This window comes from Candidatus Kinetoplastibacterium crithidii, assembly GCA_027557655.1.
GTDB classification, from domain to species: domain Bacteria; phylum Pseudomonadota; class Gammaproteobacteria; order Burkholderiales; family Burkholderiaceae_B; genus Kinetoplastidibacterium; species Kinetoplastidibacterium crithidii_C.
Window position 1 is genome coordinate 687,959 of sequence record CP064915.1, and the last position, 18,028, is coordinate 705,986.

Below are 18,028 nucleotides of genomic sequence, written 5' to 3' on the forward strand. Positions count from 1 at the left end.
GAGAACTGAATATGAATGCAGAAAAAATATTAATAGATGATGGAATAACATCTTCTACTAAGCAAAATGGAAGAGTAAATGTCCTCGAAAAAAGAATTATTAATGGCAAAACAGATGTGAATCAACTTGTACCATTTAAGTATAAATGGGCATGGGAAAAATATCTTAGTACTTGTGCTAATCACTGGATGCCTCAAGAAGTAAATATGTCTAGAGATATAGCACTATGGAAAAATCCAAATGGACTTACAGAAGATGAACGTAGAATTGTAAAACGTAATTTAGGATTTTTTGTTACTGCTGATTCATTAGCAGCTAACAATATAGTCCTAGGAACATACAGGCATATTACAGCACCAGAATGTCGACAATTTCTCTTAAGACAAGCTTTTGAGGAAGCTATTCATACTCACTCCTATCAATATATAGTTGAAAGTTTAGGATTAGACGAGTCTGAAATATTTAATGCTTATCATGAAATAGAATCTATTAAAGCAAAAGATGAATTTCTAATTCCATTCATAGATTTAATCTCTGATAGTAATTTTAAGACAGGAACTTTAGAATCAGATCAAAACCTACTAAAATCATTAATTGTCTTTGCATGTTTGATGGAAGGTTTATTTTTTTATGTTGGATTTGTTCAAATATTGTCGCTAGGTAGACAAAATAAGATGACAGGAGCTGCAGAACAATATATGTATATATTGCGTGATGAATCTATGCACTGCAACTTTGGCATAGACTTAATAAATACTATAAAGCTAGAAAATCCTCATCTATGGACAACTGAGTTTCGTCAAGAAATAATTAGTTTATTTGAAAAAGCTGTAACGTTAGAATATGCCTATGCTGAAGATACTATGCCTAGAGGCATATTAGGATTAAATTCTTCAATGTTTAAATCATATCTTAGATTTATAGCTAATAGACGTTGTCAACAAATAGGTTTAGAACCACTCTTCGATCACGAAGATAATCCATTTCCTTGGATGTCAGAAATGATAGATTTAAAAAAGGAAAGAAATTTTTTCGAAACAAGAGTAATAGAATATCAAACTGGTGGAGCCCTAACCTGGGAATAACATCTTTTCTTAAATTAGTAATCTAATATTGCAAATACATTATTAGATTACTAATCTTAAACAAATTTATCTAATACCATGTAAACATGCCCAACCATCTTTAACTTTCCAAACAGATAATTTTATATAATTACTATAGGCTAATTTTATTGATTCAATTTGACTAGTAAGTATTCCTGATAAAAGTAAACTGCCACCAATTTCTACTCTTCTACTTAACTCTACAGCCAAAATTTGTAAAGGTTCCTTTAAAATATTGGCTACAACTAAATTATATCTTTCATCTTTTAACTCTGATGGAAGCTTAACATGTACAAGAACTTTGTTAATTTTTGCATTACTGACAGTAGTATCTATTGCTAAAGGATCAATATCCACAGCAACAGCCTTTTTTGCACCTAATTTCAAAGCAGTTATAGCTAAAATTCCAGATCCACAGCCATAATCTAGAACAGTACTATTATTTACAAGATTCGAATCCATCCATGATAGACATAAACTAGTAGTGGGATGTGACCCAGTACCAAAAGCCATACCAGGATCAATTCTTACGTATATTCTTTTATCTAAATTATCTTTTATATTAAGAACATGATTAATAGGAACTATTTTCAATTTATCTGTAATGTCAAAAACAGAAAAATTACTCTGTACTAAAGATACCCAATCAATATCTATAATTTTTTTTAAACTTATATTATCTACAACAAAACTATTTCCTAAATGATCTAAGGCATAATTTAAAACTTCTAATGGATCTAAATGTTCAGATATCAACACTGATAATTTATTTCTTTCCCATGATAAATTATGTAAAACAATACCAGGTTCTCCAAAAATTGGAGTCTCATAATCACCTCCTGCATCTGCATCCTCAATAGAAACAGAACAAGCTCCCACCAATAATAACTTATCAGATAATATCTCAGCATCTGAATGAAAACAATTAAGAACTAATTCATGCATAAAAATCTTAAAAAATCTGTTAAATACGTTGTGATATCTTTTGTTCTAGATAATGTATACTAGTTCCACCTTCTATAAATCTTGCATCTTGGAGTAATTCTCTATGCAAAGATATATTAGTAGAAATGCCTTCTACTACCATCTCAGACAAAGCTACTCTCATTCTAGACAATGATTGTTCTCTAGTATCTCCATATGTTATCAACTTAGCAATCATAGAATCATAATAAGGAGAAACAAAGTAACCATTAAAAACATGTGAATCTACCCTAACACCTGGACCTCCAGCCACATGCCAATTAGTTATTTGGCCAGGACTAGGTGTAAAATTAAAAGGATCTTCAGCATTAATACGACATTCAATAGCATGTCCTTTTATACTAATATCACGTTGCCGAAATCTTAATTTCTCACCAGCTGCTATTCTAATTTGTTCTTGTACTAAATCTATACCAGTAATTAACTCTGTAACCGTATGTTCAACCTGGATACGAGTATTCATTTCTATAAAATAAAACTCGCCATTCTCAAATAAAAATTCAAACGTACCTACGCCTCTATAATTCATTCTTTTACAGGCATCTACACATCTATTACCTATGCGTTCAATCAATTTTCTAGAAATATTAGGAGATGGAGCTTCCTCAATAACTTTCTGGTGTCGCCTTTGCATAGAACAGTCTCTTTCCCCTAACCATACAGTATTACGCATCTTATCAGATATAACTTGTATTTCAATATGCCTAGGATTTTCTAAAAATTTTTCTATATATACATCTATATTATTAAACGTTATTTCAGCTTCAGAACGAGTCATTGAAACAGCATTTAATAAGGCAGCTTCCGTATATACCACTCTCATCCCTCTACCACCACCACCAGCAGAAGCTTTGATTATAACAGGATAACCTATTTTCTTTGCAATATTCAAAATCTCTCGAGGATCTTCTGGCAAAACCCCATCTGAACCAGGTACAACAGGAACTCCAGATTCAAGCATCATCTTTTTAGCACAAATCTTGTCTCCCATTTGTCTAATAGTTTCTGGACGAGGCCCAATAAATACAAAACCACTTTTCTCTACACGTTCAGCAAAATTCGCATTTTCAGAAAGAAATCCATAGCCAGGATGAATTGCTTCAGCATCTGTTACTTCAGCAGCAGAAATAATAGCTGGCATATTTAAATAACTGTCTTTAGAAGAAGCTGGTCCAATGCAAACTGACTCATCTGCCAATCTTACATACTTTGCATCACTATCAGCCTCAGAATGTACAACGACCGTCTTAATACCCATCTCCCGACAAGCCCTCTGTATTCTGAGTGCAATTTCACCACGATTTGCTATTAGAATTTTTTCAAACATAAATTTATCAATCAATAATGAACAAATGCTGTCCATATTCTATTGGAGCACCATTTTCAACTAAAATTTCTTTTATAATACCTGTCCTTTCTGACTCTATTTCATTAAGCAATTTCATAGCTTCTATGATACACAAGGTATCTCCCTCCTTAACCATTTGCCCTATATGAACAAAAGGAGAAGTTCCTGGCGAAGATGACCTATAAAACGTTCCTACCATTGGAGCCTTAACTACATAAGAATTATCTACATTCTTTGTTACAGAATTATGATCTGATATAACAACTTCACTATTCAATGAATTAGAAATCGTAGATTGATTACCAGAATTTGGAGACTTAACTATCTTGATCTTTTCTTCTCCTTCTGTAATTTCAAGTTCAGTAATTGCAGACTCAGATACTAAATCTACTAACGTTTTTATTTTTACAAGATCCATTTCATATCCAAAAAGTGCTGAGGATTTTTACATAAAAATAGTTATTAATATATTAATATTCTATTGCATATCTCAATGCTGCTTCATAGCCATTTGGGCCAAGACCTGAAATCATTCCTAAAGCAATATCAGATAAATATGAAACATGTCTAAACTTTTCCCTCTTATATATATTTGAAATATGGACTTCTATAAAAGGAATACATACTGAAGATAAAGCATCACGTATTGCAATACTTGTATGAGTAAAAGCTGCTGCATTAATAATAATAAAATTAACTCTACTACTATATGCTGTATGGATATGCTCTATCATCCTGCTTTCACTATTCTCTTGATGAATAGAAAGATGCACATCAAATTGTTCTGCTATTTTTTCTAAATGAGAATTTATCTCTTGTAGAGTACTACTACCATATATATTTGGTTCTCTAGTACCCAATAAATTCAAATTTGGACCATGCAATAACAATATTTTTTTTGCCATAATAATATCAATCCTCTAGCAAAATAGTTATACTAAAAATATGTCAATAACCATGTATTATTTATAATAGACTATAGTTTATATTTGGAAAATGAGAATATATTTAATTTAAAAATGATAATTTTTATATAAATTAAATATAAAATTACTAATTATACTCTAATTTTACCTATCAAATATTTGCATAATTTGTAATTTACAGCATACATTACAAATAAGTAAAAATAATTTAAAATTATATAAAGACTATTTAATTAATAGAAATAAATAATACATGATTATAAACATTAGCTAATAAAATAGTAATAAAAATATAATAATATAAAAAATAAAAGCGTTATAGATAAATGGAATATAAACATGTATTTGCTTTATGAAGATAACGGCTGTCTAAAAACTGGCACCATAATATCTAAAACAGAGTCTAATCTGCTAGTAGAAACAGAACATGGCAAAAAAATTAAACTTAAAAATCATAGTTGTTTATTGCAATTTGATGATCCTTTACCTAGCAAATTAATAGAAGAAGCTACTGTTATAGCTAATAATATAGATATAAATTTTCTCTGGGAATGTGCCTCACAAGATATATTTTATGCGTATGAATTAGCAAATGAATATTTTGGTCATGATCCTAGTGCTGTTGAACAAACAGCGATACTACTTAAACTACATTATTCTCCTATTTATTTCTATAAAAAAGGAAACGCTCAATATAAATCAGCAACCAAGGATAAACTATTGCTAGCTCTAACAGCAATAGAGAAGAAAAAAATACAGGAGCAAGAAGAAAAAAAACTAGTAGAGGCACTAATTAGTGGAGAATTACCTCCCATAATAAAGGAAAATGCTCTTGATTTAATTATAAAACCTGATAAAAACACTATATACTGGAAAGCTTTAGAAAAAGCATCTGTTATTTTACATAAAACACCAGAAAAACTATTACTAGAATTAGGAGCCTGGCCTAATCTATTAACCTTTTTAAGAAAAAAATTTATAAAAAACAATTTTCCAAGTGGAATTGACTTTCAAGATAATATATCCGCAAACATTACAGATGACTTACCAATTTCAGATGCTGAAATCTACTCTATAGATGATATAAGTACTACAGAAATAGATGACGGAATATCAGTTAGTAAGATAGATGAAAAACTTACAAAAGTAGGCATACATATAGCAGCTCCTGCATTGGGCATACAACATGGTAGCATGTTAGACAAAATTGCAAGATCACGTTCTTCTACAATTTATTTGCCTGGAGAAAAGATAACTATGTTACCAAGCAAAGTAATAGAAGAGTTTTCATTGCACTCTGACAAATTATCACCTGCTATATCTTTATATGTTATATTAGACGACAATGGAATAATTGTAAAATCAGAGTCATTAATAGAAAAAGTTAAGATTAAAAAAAATTTACGAATTGCAGATATAGAAAATATATTTACAGAATCTAATCTTAATAATCTAGATGTAGATATTCCATTTTCCGATTGGATAAGACCATTATGGAAAATAGCACAACTTTTATCTCTAAAAAGAGAGCAAAGAAGAGGATATCCAGAAAACTTATCTCGTCCAGAATATAATTTTCGGATATGTGGTGATACTGATAATCCGAGTTCTATAATTACAATAGAAAAGAGATCAAGAAATAATCCTGTTAGTAGGATTGTAGCTGAATTTATGATTCTAGCTAATAGCGTATGGGCCAACTTATTAAAAGAATATGGAGTAACTGGAATATATAGGTCTCAACAAATGTTTGGAAGAGTAAGAATGAGTACAATCCCATTGCCTCATGAATATATTGGAGTTGATCAATATATTTGGAGTACATCCCCTCTAAGAAGATATATAGATTTAGTTAACCAATGGCAAATTATATCAATAATAAAACATAATGTATCTGCACGACTAGCATCTCCTTTCAAAAATAAAGATAGTAATTTATTTACTATAATTCAAGAATTTGAATTTAAATATAATGCAATTTGTGCATTTCAAAACGAGATTGAAAACTTCTGGTCTGTACAATGGTTAATACAGAAAAAAATAGAAATAATAAACGGATTCATAATAAAAGAAAACTTGGTCAAGATAGATGAAGTCCCTATTATTATAACAGTTGATAATCTTCCAAAGCTAGAAAAAGGAACACATATAAAAATTAGAATTATCTCAATCAATTCTTCTACACTAGAAATAAAAACTCAATATATAGAGAGTATTGATTGTGAAAGTTAATCAAAATTTTTGCTGTAAGTTTTACAATCAAAAAAATGACAATTAACAATAACCAATACACAAAACATCTATTTTAGCCTCTATTTTTTTAGGAAAGTATTATGCTTACACACAATATTCCTTGCTATGCAGTTGTTGGAAATCCTATAGAACATAGCAAATCACCAATAATACACAAAGCCTTTTCTATACAAACAGGAATATCTATAAAATATGATAAAATCCTTACATCAGAAGATAATTTCTCAAAAACAATAAAAAATTTCTTTGAATCAAATGGACTGGGATTAAACATAACAGTTCCTTTCAAAAAAAAAGCATTCGAAATAATCCCTTATAATAATATTTCTGAAAGAGCTAAACTAGCCAAAGCTATTAATACTATTTGGAAAAAAAATAATAATCTGTATGGATGTAATACAGATGGAATTGGATTATTAAAAGATCTTCATCGTCTGAATTTCAAATTAGAAAATACTAACATACTAATTATCGGAGCTGGTGGAGCGACCAGAGGAATTTTAGGACCATTAATCCTCGCTAAACCATCAAAAATACATATAGTTAACCGTACAAAAATTAATGCAGAAAACCTGTTAAATGATTTTACTCAATCATCACTAATAAAGACAAACTTAAACATAAGCTACGGAGGACTGAGTGAAACTGACTCAGATAAACCATGGGATATAGTCATTAATACTACAGCTAGCGAACTAAATGGAGAAGATTTAAATTTACCAAAATTAACATTCAATCCAAAGCAATCATTGGCATACGATATTATGTATAGTTCCCACAAAACTTCGTTCTTATTAAAATCTGAAAATGAAGGAGCTACACAATGTGTTGATGGACTAGGTATGCTAATAGAACAAGCAGCTGAGAGTTTTTTTATATGGCACGGAATTAGACCTGAAACCAATACCATTTTAAATGAACTAAGACAACTAATACAATAGAAAAATAATTCAATAAATTATGATTTTAACACATTATATTGGGAAAGAGATATATAAGTAAACAACTATATCTTTATTGTTCTTAACAAGTTTATTTAGTTTTTTCATTTGTAGAATACATAAATAACTTAAATGATGAATTGACACTTATAGAATTCCTAACTACTTATATGAAATTTTACCTATTGCTGTGTTAATAGGCGCAACTATATCAATAGCAAAGCTTTCTAGAAATCATGAGATTGTAATTTTAAGAACTTCTGGAATAAGTAATTTAAATTTTTAAAAATTTTATGGACTATAACAGTACCTATACTACTATTCTCTATAACATTATCAGAGTATATAATACCTACTTAAAGAATAACCATAAAAAATATTTTTCTAAAAATTTCTTAGATTATGTAGAAATAATAAGTTCACTAAATCACAAAACAATAATGTATAGCATATTAAACCCAGACCATATGTCCATGAATATGCCAGTTGATTATATGAATAATATAGCAAATCTTCAAATCGATACATATAAACACAAAGATGCTTTCTATAGAAGATTATCTAATCCTCTCGCATTCTTCATAATGATCTCAATAGTCATACATTCAGTTACTATACAATCAAGAGAAAATAAATTGGATAATGAGGTTTTTATATCTATAATTTTAGGAACCATTTTTTTGCTAATTAATCAACTATTCTCAAAGGAAAAAAGTGAAAGAAGAAAATACATGGGTTATTGGTGATGTACAGGGATGTTATTGTCATCTAAAAAAATTACTATCTCATGAGGAATTCATAAACAATTCAAATACTCGCTTCTGGTTTGCAGGAGATATTGTAAACCGAGGCCCAGATTCTTTAAAAACTATTGAATATATTATGTCTCTTGAGGAAAAAACAGTTTGTGTTCTTGGTAATCATGATCTAACTCTATTAGGTATTTTTGCTGGTTTAAAAGAACATTCTACATCAGATGATCTTAATGATATACTACACTCCCCTAACTCAACAAATATTATAAATTGGTTAAGACATAGACCATTAGCGCATTTTGAACATAATTATTTGATGGTCCATGCTGGAGTGTTGCCCCAATGGGATATTAATAAAGTTATCTCATTAGCATCTGAGATACAAACATTATTAAGAAGCACAAATTGGCAAAAATCTATAAAAAAAATTTTTGGAAATAAAGTGATTCGATGGAATGAAAATTTAACTGGAGGGAAAAGGATCCGTACTATAGCAAATGTATTAACTAGAATTAGATTTTGCAATGCTGACGGTAGTATGAATTTTTCTCAAAAAAAATCCCCAGAAAACCAAGAAACAAAACAACTAATACCATGGTTCAATATGCCAGATAGAGCAACTGAAAATATTAAAATAGTATTTGGACACTGGTCATCTTTGGGACTATTGATAAAAAAAAATATAATGTGCCTAGATAGTGGCTGTGTTTGGGGAAGGAAATTGACAGCCATGCGCTTAAAGGATAAAAAAATCATACAAACATCTTGCGCAGACCTACTAGGTAAATAATATAATACTTTATATAGATAGAGAATTGAAATATCTTTGCAAGATTAAAGCCGCAGCAATTGCATCATCATTCTTATCATTTTTTCCTAACAATGACTGTGCCTCAATGCTAGAATAGCTTTCATCTACTAGTTCTACTGCAACTTGGAACCTACCTTTTAATCTATTAGCAAATCTATAAATAGATGCCGTTATTACCTGTTCCGATCCATTAAGATCTAAAGATAATCCCACTACTACTCTTTTTACGCCCCAATAATTAATTAGATAGCCTAATCTGGCAAAACAATCATTTTTATTATGATTAGGAACTATTTCTAATGGTCTATAGGTAAAACTAAAAGTATTACCTATAGCAACACCAATTTTCTTTTCTCCATAATCAAAAGCCAAAATTATTTCTTTTTCCATAAAAAACGAAATCAAATTAATGAAGATGATAACAATTAAATTTCCATCAATTCAAAATCTTCTTTCCTAGTCCCACATTCTGGACAAACCCAGTTCGGTGGAATATCTTCCCATTTTGTTCCAGGAGCTATTCCATCCTCAGGAAAACCAGTGTTTTCATCATATACCCAACCACAAATCAAACACATCCATGTGCGCATATATAAACCCCTAGAAATAAAAAATGTATAATGAAGAATCCTAGTTTAATAATAATTAAATATTAGTAATTGAATAATTACTAATATTGTAACTAAAAATTTATTTAATGAATACATAATATGCAAAAATCAAAATTACCAATTGGGCTATATGGAATAACCCCAGAATGGGATGACACTAAAAAACTTATCAAAGCAGTAATTAGTGCAGCTGAAGGTGGAATGAAAATACTACAATTAAGAAGAAAAAAAACAACATATGAAAAAATAAAGCTGCAAATAAGTGAACTATCTAAAGTATGTCAAGATGTTAATGTTAAATTTATAATAAATGATTTCTGGGAACTTGCCTTAGAATATAAGACTGATGGATTTCATCTTGGAATTGATGATTTTGATTTCAATAACATTAAAAATAAATTTGATAAAAACTTTATAGTAGGCGTCTCTTGTTATAATGATATAAATAGAGCAAAGATGCTAATACAAGCGGGAGTAGATTATGTTGCATTTGGAGCTGTATTCAACTCAAACACCAAACCACTAGCTTGTCATATTTCTCTAAATGAAATTAAAGAAGCTAGAAACAGAATTAATATCAACAAACCTTATTCAATAGTGGCTATAGGGGGAATTAATATAGATAATGCAAAAACAATTATTGAGTCCAATGTAGATAATATTGCGGTGCTAAATGGACTTTTTGAGTCTAATAATATTTTTGAAACAGCCAAAACTCTTTCTTCTTATTTCATAAAAAGAGACTAAGATAATGACAAATAATGCAGAAATTTTCAAAAAAGCTTCTAAATTTATTCCTGGGGGAGTAAACTCACCAGTTCGTGCCTTTTTATCTGTTGGAGGCACTCCTAAATTTATAGAGAAAGCATCCGGACCTTATATTTGGGATATAGAAGGCAAAAAATATATTGATTATGTTGGTTCTTGGGGTCCTGCCATCCTTGGACATGCACATCCAGAAGTAATCGAAGCAGTAACAAAAACAGCACAACTCGGACTTTCATTTGGAGCTCCAACAAAAGGTGAAGTAATTCTCGCTGAAATGTTAGTATCAAGAATACCTTCTATAGATAAAATCCGCTTAGTAAACTCTGGAACAGAAGCTACAATGACAGCTATTCGTTTAGCTCGAGGATATACAGGAAGAACAAAGATAGTAAAATTTGAAGGGTGTTATCATGGACATTCTGATAGCCTATTAGTAAAAGCTGGATCTGGACTGCTAACTTTTGGAAATCCAAGTTCTGCAGGGGTCCCTGACAATTTTGTAAAAGATACAATAAGTTTAGAATACAATAATAGCGATATAGTAAAAGAAGTTTTTCAAGAATATGGTCATGAAATAGCTTGCATAATCGTAGAACCCATTGCAGGCAACATGAATATGGTCAAACCAAAAAAAGGATTCCTAGAAGATCTTAGAACTATAACTAAACGACATAAATCACTGCTTATATTTGATGAAGTAATGACAGGTTTTAGAGTAGGACCCACTGGGGTACAAGGGATATTAAATATATCACCAGATATTACCACTTTTGCAAAAATAATAGGTGGAGGAATGCCAATTGGTGCAATAGGTGGCAAAAATGAAATCATGAGTCACCTTGCACCAGAAGGAAAAGTTTATCAAGCAGGTACTTTATCAGGCAATCCTGTAGCTGTTGCGGCTGGTATTAAAACATTAGAAATAATAGCAAGATCTGGTTTTTATGAAAAACTTTCTACTCAAACAGAAAAACTATCTAAAGGTTTACAGGAAATTGGCAGAAAAAATGGATTCAAAATATCATCAGATTATATTGGAGGTATGTTTGGCCTTTATTTTTGTGAAAAAATACCAACTTCATTTGCAGAAACAAAAAACTTTAATAGTGATCTTTTCAAAAAATTCTTTAATAATATGTTAAATAAAGGAGTATATTTATCACCATCTGCATTTGAAGCTGGATTTGTATCTTCTTCTCATACCGATAATATTATTGAAGAAACTCTACATATAGCAGATAAATCATTCAAAGAGATCTTATCAGTTTGATATAAATTAAATCTCTATATTATCTATCAATCTGGTGTTGCCTAAGGTGGCAGCACCTAAAACTACTAAAGGTATTTTGCTTTTAATATCCTCAATATTTAAAACAGACAAATCAGATCTCCTACGAATAGCAATATAGTCAGTTTTCCATCCTCGAGCATTTAATTTTAAAGAAGCTTTATTCTCTAATTCTCTAAATTGATCTAATTTTAAATCAGGATATAAACTAATATGCTTCTTAATGCTAACTAGTGTATTATACAAATAAGTAGCTTCAATTCTTTCTGATTGACTTAGATACCTATTTCTTGAAGAAAAAGCTAAACCATCACTACAACGCACAGTTTCTTGACCTATAACTTTAATAGGCAATCTAAATTGGCTACACATATTCTCAACAATAACAAACTGTTGAAAATCTTTTTTACCTAAAATAACTATATCTGGATTAATATTTGAAAAAAATTTTAAAAGAACAGTACATACTCCAGAAAAAAAATTTGGTCTGAATTTACCTTCTAAATCATCAGCAATAATCTTTGCAGGTTGAACATAAAAATTCTGTTCAAATGGGTAAACCTCATCCTCTTGAGGAATAAATAATAAATCGACTGAATTAGTTTTGGACAATAAATTTATATCGTGGTCAATTATTCTTGGGTACTTTTCAAAATCTTCTTTTGGGCCAAATTGCAAACGATTCACAAAAATACTAGTAACAATACACTGACTATTATTCTTTGCCGTATCAATTAATCTTAAATGGCCATCATGAAGACTACCCATTGTTGGAACAAAAGATATTGATGAATTGATTTTTTTTAAATGCGCACGCATTTCTTCAAATGAATTTACAATTATCATATTTTCAATATTTGAAATAATAATTTATAGAAATATATGTATATAAATCAGTCAACTTGATATACATATGGTTTTTGTGGAACTCTTGCATAATCAAAGTCATTTTTTAATTGTTTGTCTGTAACTCTGTCCCATAAAATTGAACGTCCAGTATGTTGCTTTAATTCTATATTTGGATTTGCCTGTTTAAAATTGCGCAAAAAAATAGTAATTTCTGACTCATATTGATTTGACATTAGTATCTCCACATAAATATTTTCTGAGTAAAACACTTGAGACATAAATAAAACCATGCATGCAAAAAATAATAGTATTACTCTATATATGAATTAAGGTTAAACTCAAAAAATTAAAATAATATAAAACTTAATAAGTTATATATAATATACACAACAAAAAAAATCCTAACACATTATTAATAATAGTTTAATCTAACTATTATTAGAATAAAAAATTATTAATAGCGATATATAAATATATTTAGTCAACTTATTATAATACTTAATAACTATTGTTTTGACTTTTATAAAATCTAATAATAAAATAGCATGTTAACAGGACAAAAAATTGTCTGTGAACATAATAGTCTATTAATAATAAAATCAAACTAAAAATTTTTAGCTAAATAAATTAGATACTTATATATAAGCATTCTGCATAACAAATAAGGGAATTCCATGTACGCGGTCATAAAAACTGGTGGAAAACAATATCGTGTAACCACTGGCCAAAAAATTAAGATAGAACAGATACCTGCAGACATTGGGCAAGAGATTATAATTAATCAAATTCTTTTGTTGGAATCTGATGGAAAAGTAATCATTGGCACTCCTACAATATCGGGAGCAACAGTAAAAGCCACAATCCTTGCACAAGGCAAACACGACAAAATAAAAATATTTAAAATTAGACGTCGCAAACATTACCAAAAACATCAAGGTCATAGGCAAAAATATTCTGAAATTATTATCAAGGAAATTTGTACAAATTAGTTTCTAAGAAATTAAATTAAAACTTTAGGGTATTAAAGATGGCACATAAAAAAGGCGGAGGCTCTACTCGAAATGGGCGTGACTCAGAATCAAAAAGATTAGGAGTTAAAATGTTCGGCGGACAACAAATTACCGCTGGATCAATAATTGTTCGCCAAAGAGGAACAAAATTTCATCCAGGAATTAATGTAGGAATAGGTAAAGACCATACATTATTTGCTTTAAAAAATGGAATAATACAATTTAAAGTAAAAGGTCTACTAAAGAAACAAACTGTTTCAGTTTTATAAAAAAACTTTTCTTTGTTTCATAATAAAATCGCCTAATATATTAATAATAATAATTAGGCGATTTTATTATGAAAATGCTCTTAAATAACGATAAATATGAAATTTGTAGATGAGGTAACAATTGATGTTATCGCTGGGAATGGCGGTAATGGAGTAGCTAGTTTTAGAAGGGAAAAATTTATTCCTAAAGGAGGTCCGAATGGAGGAGATGGTGGAAGAGGAGGAAGCATACATGCAATAGCGGATGAAAATATAAATACTCTAGTAGATTTCCGTTACACCAGGACCTTTAAAGCAAAAAATGGTGAAAATGGAAGAGGCTCAGATAAATATGGAGCTGCAGCTGAAGATATTTTTATTAAAGTTCCAGTCGGAACCTTAATAAAAAATGCTAATACTAATGAATTATTGGCAGACCTTAATAAACATGGAGATATTATTACCTTAGCAAAAGGCGGTCGCGGAGGATTAGGTAATTTGCACTTTAAATCAAGTGTAAATAGAGCTCCTCGTCAGTTTACACTTGGTGAAAAAGGTGAAAATTATAAAATTCAATTAGAATTAAGAATTCTAGCTGATGTTGGTTTATTAGGATTGCCAAATAGCGGCAAATCTACATTAATATCAAAAATATCAAATGCACGACCAAAAATTGCTGAATACCCATTTACTACGTTATATCCAAATTTAGGTGTGGTACGCGTTTCAGAATCACATAGTTTTACTGTAGCAGATATTCCAGGTCTTATACCAGGAGCCTCAACAGGAGCAGGTCTTGGTCACTTATTTTTACGTCATTTAACTAGATCTATACTACTACTACATATTATCGATATTTCATCAATAAACTATGAAAAAAATCTTAGCAAAATTGAGCAAGATTTTAAAGATATTCTTCTAGAATTATCCTCTTACAGTAATGATTTAACACAAAAACAAAGATGGCTGATACTGAATAAAAGTGATCTAGTACTAGATCAGAATATACATGAATTAGAATGTAATATTCAGAAACAACTAAAATGGAATGGTCCTATATTTACGATATCAGCTATAACTAAAAATGGATTAGAAAAACTAATATATGCAATCCATAAATATTTACTCACAATTAAAGAAACTTAGCACTTACACACTAAACAATTATCATCTTTATCAAATTTGGATATTTTAAAACTCATATTAAGAATATTTAAATGAAGAAGTTTTCCTATTAAGCTCTCATCCTCACTACCTATTCCTGCTAGGATCTTTATTGTTTCAGAAGCTTGTATGCTACCTACTATACCAACTACAGGAGCAAAGACTCCTGTAGTTGAACAATTCTCATTCTCCAATAAATCTACATTTTCAGATGGAAAAAGACAGTTGTAGCAAGGATTGTTTTGATTCCTTAAATCATACACACTTACTTGACCACTAAAACGTATAGCAGCACCTGAAACAAGTATTTTCTTAAACTTGAAACACATTCTATTTAGTAAATACCTAGTTTCAAAATTATCAGAACAATCTAATACTACATCTATAGGAGCTAAAATATTATTTAGCAATTCCTCATTAACTCTGGAATGAAAAACGGTAACATTGACCTCAGGATTAAGATCTAAAATAGTCTTTCTTGCAGAATCAACCTTTAACTGTCCGATTCTTTTAGAATTATGTAGAATTTGCCTTTGTAAATTACTAACATCAACTACATCATTATCTATTAAAGTCATATTTCCAATACCAGAAGAAGCTAGGTAAATAGATGCTGATGAACCTAAACCACCTAAACCTACTACTAGTATATTCGAGTTCATGATTTTTTTCTGTTGGTCAACACCATAATTCTCTAGTAAAATATGGCGGGCATATCTCATTAACTGTTGATCATTCATTTAGTCATACTCTTAAAATTATTTACAGATACTCTTCTAACCATTTTTTCTGCTATCCTAATTATTTGTTAGAAGATCGGAAAAAATATGTATTGCTTGTTTCAATTGGAAATCATTATCATCACTAAAATTAAAATCCTTTCTAATATAAAATCTATCAGATTGTTGTTCTTGCGCATCCATTTCTGACAATGAAGTATCGTTAATATTATTCAAGTGTCCTTTTAAATCTATCTCTCTTCTTTTAAAAGTTGACTTATTACTATGATTCTCTGTGAGGATATAATCTGGATGTATACCTCTTGCCTGTATAGACTTACCTACAGGAGTAAAGTATCTTGATATTGTTAGCTTCAATCCTGTGGAATTATCTAATGGTAAAACAGCCTGAACAGAACCTTTACCAAATGTGATTTCACCAAAAATCTTTGCCCTTTCATAATCTTGTATAGCCCCAGCGACTATTTCTGAAGCAGAGGCAGATCCAGAATTTACTAAAACCAACATAGGAATATTTCTAAGTAAAGATCTAATATTAGCAAAAGAACTATAACGATCTTCATTACAAGAGAAATAATCAATATTTGAGTCTACTGTCCTTCCTCTGGTTGATACAATTAAAGTATCAGAATCTAAAAAAATTCCTGCTACTTCTATAGCACTACTGAGAAGACCTCCAGGATTATCTCTTAAATCTAAAATCAAAGCCTTGATTTTTTTCTGATTATTCTTTTGTTTAAAATGCTCAATCATTTCTAGCATGGTCTTGTCCTGGAAATGCATGATGCGCATATATAACATATCACCATTCATTATTTTACTTCTAACACTATCTATTTTAACAACATCACGAACAATATTAAACACTAGAATTGTATCTGGATTCTGCCTCAATATATTCAATACAACTGATGACCCTGGTTCTCCTCTCATCATTTTTACTGCTTCATGTAAAGTCATACGTTGAGTTAGCATATGGTCAATTTTGATTATCTGATCTCCTTGATTTATTCCTGCCAAATCGGCAGGAGATCCTTCAATAACAGATACAACATTTATAAGACCATCAACAAAGCTAACCTCAATACCAAGCCCTCCAAATTTACCATCAGTAACTGACTGAATTTCTTTATAATCATCAATATTTAAATAAGAAGAATGTGGATCTAAATTTGAAATCATGCCAGATATAGCATTATCTATCATTACTTTATCATCAATATTCTCAACATAATTATTCTTAATAATAGCAAAAACATTACTAAAGTACCTAAGTTCATCTAATGGTAGAATAGAGTAACTTTTTTGAGGTAAATTACCTGACCTAGCATTAAAAAATAGAATTATAAAACAACAACATAATACTAAAAAAATAAATAATCTTCTAATTTTCATTCATTATTCACTGACAAAATCTTATATAATTTTCATGATCAATGTTATACGTTAATCTATGCTTTACCTTGGTTTCTAACCGCATCTAAAGATTTCTCTATATCCCCTGAATTCCCAAGATAGTAGCTCCGAATTACTTTCAAGTCCTTATCTAACTCATATACTAGAGGCTGACCCGTTGGAATATTCAAATTCATTATATCTTCATCAGGTATATTATCTATATGTTTTATTAAAGCCCTCAAACTGTTGCCATGAGCAACTACAAGAACATTTCTTCCTGAACGTATAGCTGAAGATATAGACTCATTCCAGAAAGGCACTACTCTATTTACAGTATCTTTTAAACATTCAGATAAAGGCAGATATTTTTCTGGAATTTTGCTGTATCTAGAGTCAAATCTAGGATGACGACTATCTTCCAAAGATAAAGGCTCAGGAGCAATATCATATGAACGTCGCCATATTAATACTTGCTCCTCTCCATATTTCTTAGCCGTATCCGATTTATTTAAACCCTGTAATTGTCCGTAATGCCTTTCATTAAGACGCCAACTCAAACCTATAGGAGTATGCATAATATCCATACTATCTAAAGCTATCCATAAAGTCCTTATTGCTCTTTTCAACATAGAAGCATAAGCCAAATCAAAATTATAACCAGCCTCCTTCATAAGGAGGCCAGCTTTGTTAGCTTGTTGACGTCCTTTTGTTGTTAAATCAACATCAGACCACCCAGTAAATCGATTTTCTGCATTCCATTCACTTTCTCCATGGCGCATTAAGACCAACTTATACATAAATAACTCCAAAAATATAATATTTATTAAC

Annotated in this window: 20 protein-coding genes and 1 pseudogene; 10 read left to right on the forward strand and 11 right to left on the reverse strand. The window is 30.1% G+C overall.

Annotated features, from left to right (window positions below):
* The first annotated feature begins 11 nt into the window (after positions 1-11).
* Positions 12-1,085, forward strand: a complete 1,074-nt coding sequence (locus I1N47_03200; protein ID WBF65427.1) for a ribonucleotide-diphosphate reductase subunit beta — start codon at positions 12-14, stop codon at positions 1,083-1,085.
* Between the two features lie 66 nt (positions 1,086-1,151).
* Here the strand turns inward: I1N47_03200 and prmA are convergent, their stop codons facing one another.
* The 4 genes from prmA to aroQ are packed head-to-tail and all read right to left on the reverse strand — an operon-like array spanning position 1,152 to position 4,343.
* On the reverse strand, positions 1,152-2,051 hold the full coding sequence (gene prmA / locus I1N47_03205) for a 50S ribosomal protein L11 methyltransferase (protein WBF65428.1): 900 nt from the start codon (positions 2,049-2,051) through the stop codon (positions 1,152-1,154).
* Between the two features lie 19 nt (positions 2,052-2,070).
* Complete coding sequence (gene accC / locus I1N47_03210) at positions 2,071-3,417, reverse strand: acetyl-CoA carboxylase biotin carboxylase subunit (GenBank protein ID WBF65429.1); 1,347 nt, start codon at positions 3,415-3,417, stop codon at positions 2,071-2,073.
* A gap of 7 nt (positions 3,418-3,424) precedes the next feature.
* On the reverse strand, positions 3,425-3,856 hold the full coding sequence (locus I1N47_03215; protein WBF65430.1) for an acetyl-CoA carboxylase biotin carboxyl carrier protein: 432 nt from the start codon (positions 3,854-3,856) through the stop codon (positions 3,425-3,427).
* Positions 3,857-3,908: 52 nt separating this feature from the next.
* On the reverse strand, positions 3,909-4,343 hold the full coding sequence (gene aroQ / locus I1N47_03220; GenBank protein ID WBF65431.1) for a type II 3-dehydroquinate dehydratase: 435 nt from the start codon (positions 4,341-4,343) through the stop codon (positions 3,909-3,911).
* 360 nt (positions 4,344-4,703) lie between these two features.
* Here aroQ and I1N47_03225 point away from each other — a divergent pair, with 360 nt between their 5' ends.
* The 4 genes and pseudogenes from I1N47_03225 (at position 4,704) to I1N47_03240 (ending at position 9,103) form a co-directional block, all read left to right on the forward strand.
* Entirely contained in the window at positions 4,704-6,596 is a 1,893-nt protein-coding gene (locus I1N47_03225; protein ID WBF65432.1) for an RNB domain-containing ribonuclease, read from the forward strand.
* A gap of 98 nt (positions 6,597-6,694) precedes the next feature.
* On the forward strand, positions 6,695-7,558 hold the full coding sequence (gene aroE / locus I1N47_03230) for a shikimate dehydrogenase (protein ID WBF65917.1): 864 nt from the start codon (positions 6,695-6,697) through the stop codon (positions 7,556-7,558).
* 19 nt (positions 7,559-7,577) lie between these two features.
* A pseudogene (locus tag I1N47_03235) lies at positions 7,578-8,304 on the forward strand (LptF/LptG family permease).
* A complete protein-coding gene (locus tag I1N47_03240; GenBank protein ID WBF65433.1) occupies positions 8,273-9,103 on the forward strand; it encodes a symmetrical bis(5'-nucleosyl)-tetraphosphatase in 831 nt (276 codons plus the stop codon). Before I1N47_03235 ends, I1N47_03240 begins: the two are co-directional and overlap by 32 nt.
* A gap of 9 nt (positions 9,104-9,112) precedes the next feature.
* Here the strand turns inward: I1N47_03240 and ruvX are convergent, their stop codons facing one another.
* Both ruvX and I1N47_03250 read right to left on the reverse strand, forming a co-directional pair.
* A complete protein-coding gene (gene ruvX, locus I1N47_03245) occupies positions 9,113-9,514 on the reverse strand; it encodes a Holliday junction resolvase RuvX (protein ID WBF65434.1) in 402 nt (133 codons plus the stop codon).
* A 35-nt stretch (positions 9,515-9,549) separates the two neighbouring features.
* Positions 9,550-9,714 (reverse strand): rubredoxin, encoded by a 165-nt coding sequence (locus tag I1N47_03250; protein WBF65435.1) that lies wholly within the window; start codon positions 9,712-9,714, stop codon positions 9,550-9,552.
* 120 nt (positions 9,715-9,834) lie between these two features.
* Between I1N47_03250 and I1N47_03255 the strand changes: the two genes are divergently transcribed.
* Positions 9,835-10,482 (forward strand): thiamine phosphate synthase, encoded by a 648-nt coding sequence (locus tag I1N47_03255; GenBank protein ID WBF65436.1) that lies wholly within the window; start codon positions 9,835-9,837, stop codon positions 10,480-10,482.
* Between the two features lie 4 nt (positions 10,483-10,486).
* On the forward strand, positions 10,487-11,773 hold the full coding sequence (gene hemL / locus I1N47_03260; protein ID WBF65437.1) for a glutamate-1-semialdehyde 2,1-aminomutase: 1,287 nt from the start codon (positions 10,487-10,489) through the stop codon (positions 11,771-11,773).
* 6 nt (positions 11,774-11,779) lie between these two features.
* On the opposite strand, the gene I1N47_03265 is transcribed toward hemL, so the two are convergent.
* Both I1N47_03265 and I1N47_03270 read right to left on the reverse strand, forming a co-directional pair.
* The gene (locus tag I1N47_03265; GenBank protein ID WBF65438.1) at positions 11,780-12,637 is read right to left on the reverse strand and encodes a pantoate--beta-alanine ligase; all 858 of its coding nucleotides are present in this window, start codon (positions 12,635-12,637) and stop codon (positions 11,780-11,782) included.
* 47 nt (positions 12,638-12,684) lie between these two features.
* On the reverse strand, positions 12,685-12,873 hold the full coding sequence (locus I1N47_03270; GenBank protein ID WBF65439.1) for a DUF3460 family protein: 189 nt from the start codon (positions 12,871-12,873) through the stop codon (positions 12,685-12,687).
* A gap of 441 nt (positions 12,874-13,314) precedes the next feature.
* Here I1N47_03270 and rplU point away from each other — a divergent pair, with 441 nt between their 5' ends.
* The 3 genes from rplU to obgE all read left to right on the forward strand — a co-directional run bounded on the left by rplU (position 13,315) and on the right by obgE (position 15,044).
* Positions 13,315-13,629, forward strand: coding sequence for a 50S ribosomal protein L21 (gene rplU, locus I1N47_03275; protein ID WBF65440.1), 315 nt, complete (start codon positions 13,315-13,317; stop codon positions 13,627-13,629).
* A gap of 38 nt (positions 13,630-13,667) precedes the next feature.
* Positions 13,668-13,919 carry a 50S ribosomal protein L27 gene (gene rpmA / locus I1N47_03280; protein ID WBF65441.1) on the forward strand — a complete coding sequence of 84 codons (252 nt, stop codon included), beginning with the start codon at positions 13,668-13,670 and terminating at the stop codon, positions 13,917-13,919.
* A gap of 96 nt (positions 13,920-14,015) precedes the next feature.
* Positions 14,016-15,044, forward strand: a complete 1,029-nt coding sequence (gene obgE / locus I1N47_03285; protein WBF65442.1) for a GTPase ObgE — start codon at positions 14,016-14,018, stop codon at positions 15,042-15,044.
* Here obgE and moeB read toward each other — a convergent pair.
* From moeB to gpmA, 3 genes are read right to left on the reverse strand one after another with little or no spacing between them, the layout of a single operon-like run.
* On the reverse strand, positions 15,041-15,802 hold the full coding sequence (moeB, locus tag I1N47_03290) for a molybdopterin-synthase adenylyltransferase MoeB (GenBank protein WBF65443.1): 762 nt from the start codon (positions 15,800-15,802) through the stop codon (positions 15,041-15,043). The genes obgE and moeB overlap by 4 nt on opposite strands.
* Before the next feature lie 57 nt (positions 15,803-15,859).
* Positions 15,860-17,197, reverse strand: a complete 1,338-nt coding sequence (locus I1N47_03295; protein ID WBF65444.1) for a S41 family peptidase — start codon at positions 17,195-17,197, stop codon at positions 15,860-15,862.
* A gap of 56 nt (positions 17,198-17,253) precedes the next feature.
* Positions 17,254-17,997 (reverse strand): 2,3-diphosphoglycerate-dependent phosphoglycerate mutase, encoded by a 744-nt coding sequence (gene gpmA, locus I1N47_03300; GenBank protein WBF65445.1) that lies wholly within the window; start codon positions 17,995-17,997, stop codon positions 17,254-17,256.
* Between the last annotated feature and the right edge of the window lie 31 nt (positions 17,998-18,028).

Bases quoted from the DNA above. Each gene is read 5' to 3' on its own strand.
- obgE (WBF65442.1), top strand. From the start codon at position 14,016: ATGAAATTTGTAGATGAGGTAACAATTGATGTTATCGCTGGGAATGGC.
- I1N47_03215 (WBF65430.1), bottom strand. From the start codon at position 3,856: ATGGATCTTGTAAAAATAAAAACGTTAGTAGATTTAGTATCTGAGTCT.
- prmA (WBF65428.1), bottom strand. From the start codon at position 2,051: ATGCATGAATTAGTTCTTAATTGTTTTCATTCAGATGCTGAGATATTA.
- I1N47_03270 (WBF65439.1), bottom strand. From the start codon at position 12,873: ATGTCAAATCAATATGAGTCAGAAATTACTATTTTTTTGCGCAATTTT.
- moeB (WBF65443.1), bottom strand. From the start codon at position 15,802: ATGAATGATCAACAGTTAATGAGATATGCCCGCCATATTTTACTAGAG.
- accC (WBF65429.1), bottom strand. From the start codon at position 3,417: ATGTTTGAAAAAATTCTAATAGCAAATCGTGGTGAAATTGCACTCAGA.
- I1N47_03295 (WBF65444.1), bottom strand. From the start codon at position 17,197: ATGAAAATTAGAAGATTATTTATTTTTTTAGTATTATGTTGTTGTTTT.
- aroQ (WBF65431.1), bottom strand. From the start codon at position 4,343: ATGGCAAAAAAAATATTGTTATTGCATGGTCCAAATTTGAATTTATTG.
- I1N47_03225 (WBF65432.1), top strand. From the start codon at position 4,704: ATGTATTTGCTTTATGAAGATAACGGCTGTCTAAAAACTGGCACCATA.
- hemL (WBF65437.1), top strand. From the start codon at position 10,487: ATGACAAATAATGCAGAAATTTTCAAAAAAGCTTCTAAATTTATTCCT.
- I1N47_03265 (WBF65438.1), bottom strand. From the start codon at position 12,637: ATGATAATTGTAAATTCATTTGAAGAAATGCGTGCGCATTTAAAAAAA.
- I1N47_03200 (WBF65427.1), top strand. From the start codon at position 12: ATGAATGCAGAAAAAATATTAATAGATGATGGAATAACATCTTCTACT.
- ruvX (WBF65434.1), bottom strand. From the start codon at position 9,514: ATGGAAAAAGAAATAATTTTGGCTTTTGATTATGGAGAAAAGAAAATT.
- rpmA (WBF65441.1), top strand. From the start codon at position 13,668: ATGGCACATAAAAAAGGCGGAGGCTCTACTCGAAATGGGCGTGACTCA.
- gpmA (WBF65445.1), bottom strand. From the start codon at position 17,997: ATGTATAAGTTGGTCTTAATGCGCCATGGAGAAAGTGAATGGAATGCA.
- I1N47_03255 (WBF65436.1), top strand. From the start codon at position 9,835: ATGCAAAAATCAAAATTACCAATTGGGCTATATGGAATAACCCCAGAA.
- rplU (WBF65440.1), top strand. From the start codon at position 13,315: ATGTACGCGGTCATAAAAACTGGTGGAAAACAATATCGTGTAACCACT.
- I1N47_03250 (WBF65435.1), bottom strand. From the start codon at position 9,714: ATGCGCACATGGATGTGTTTGATTTGTGGTTGGGTATATGATGAAAAC.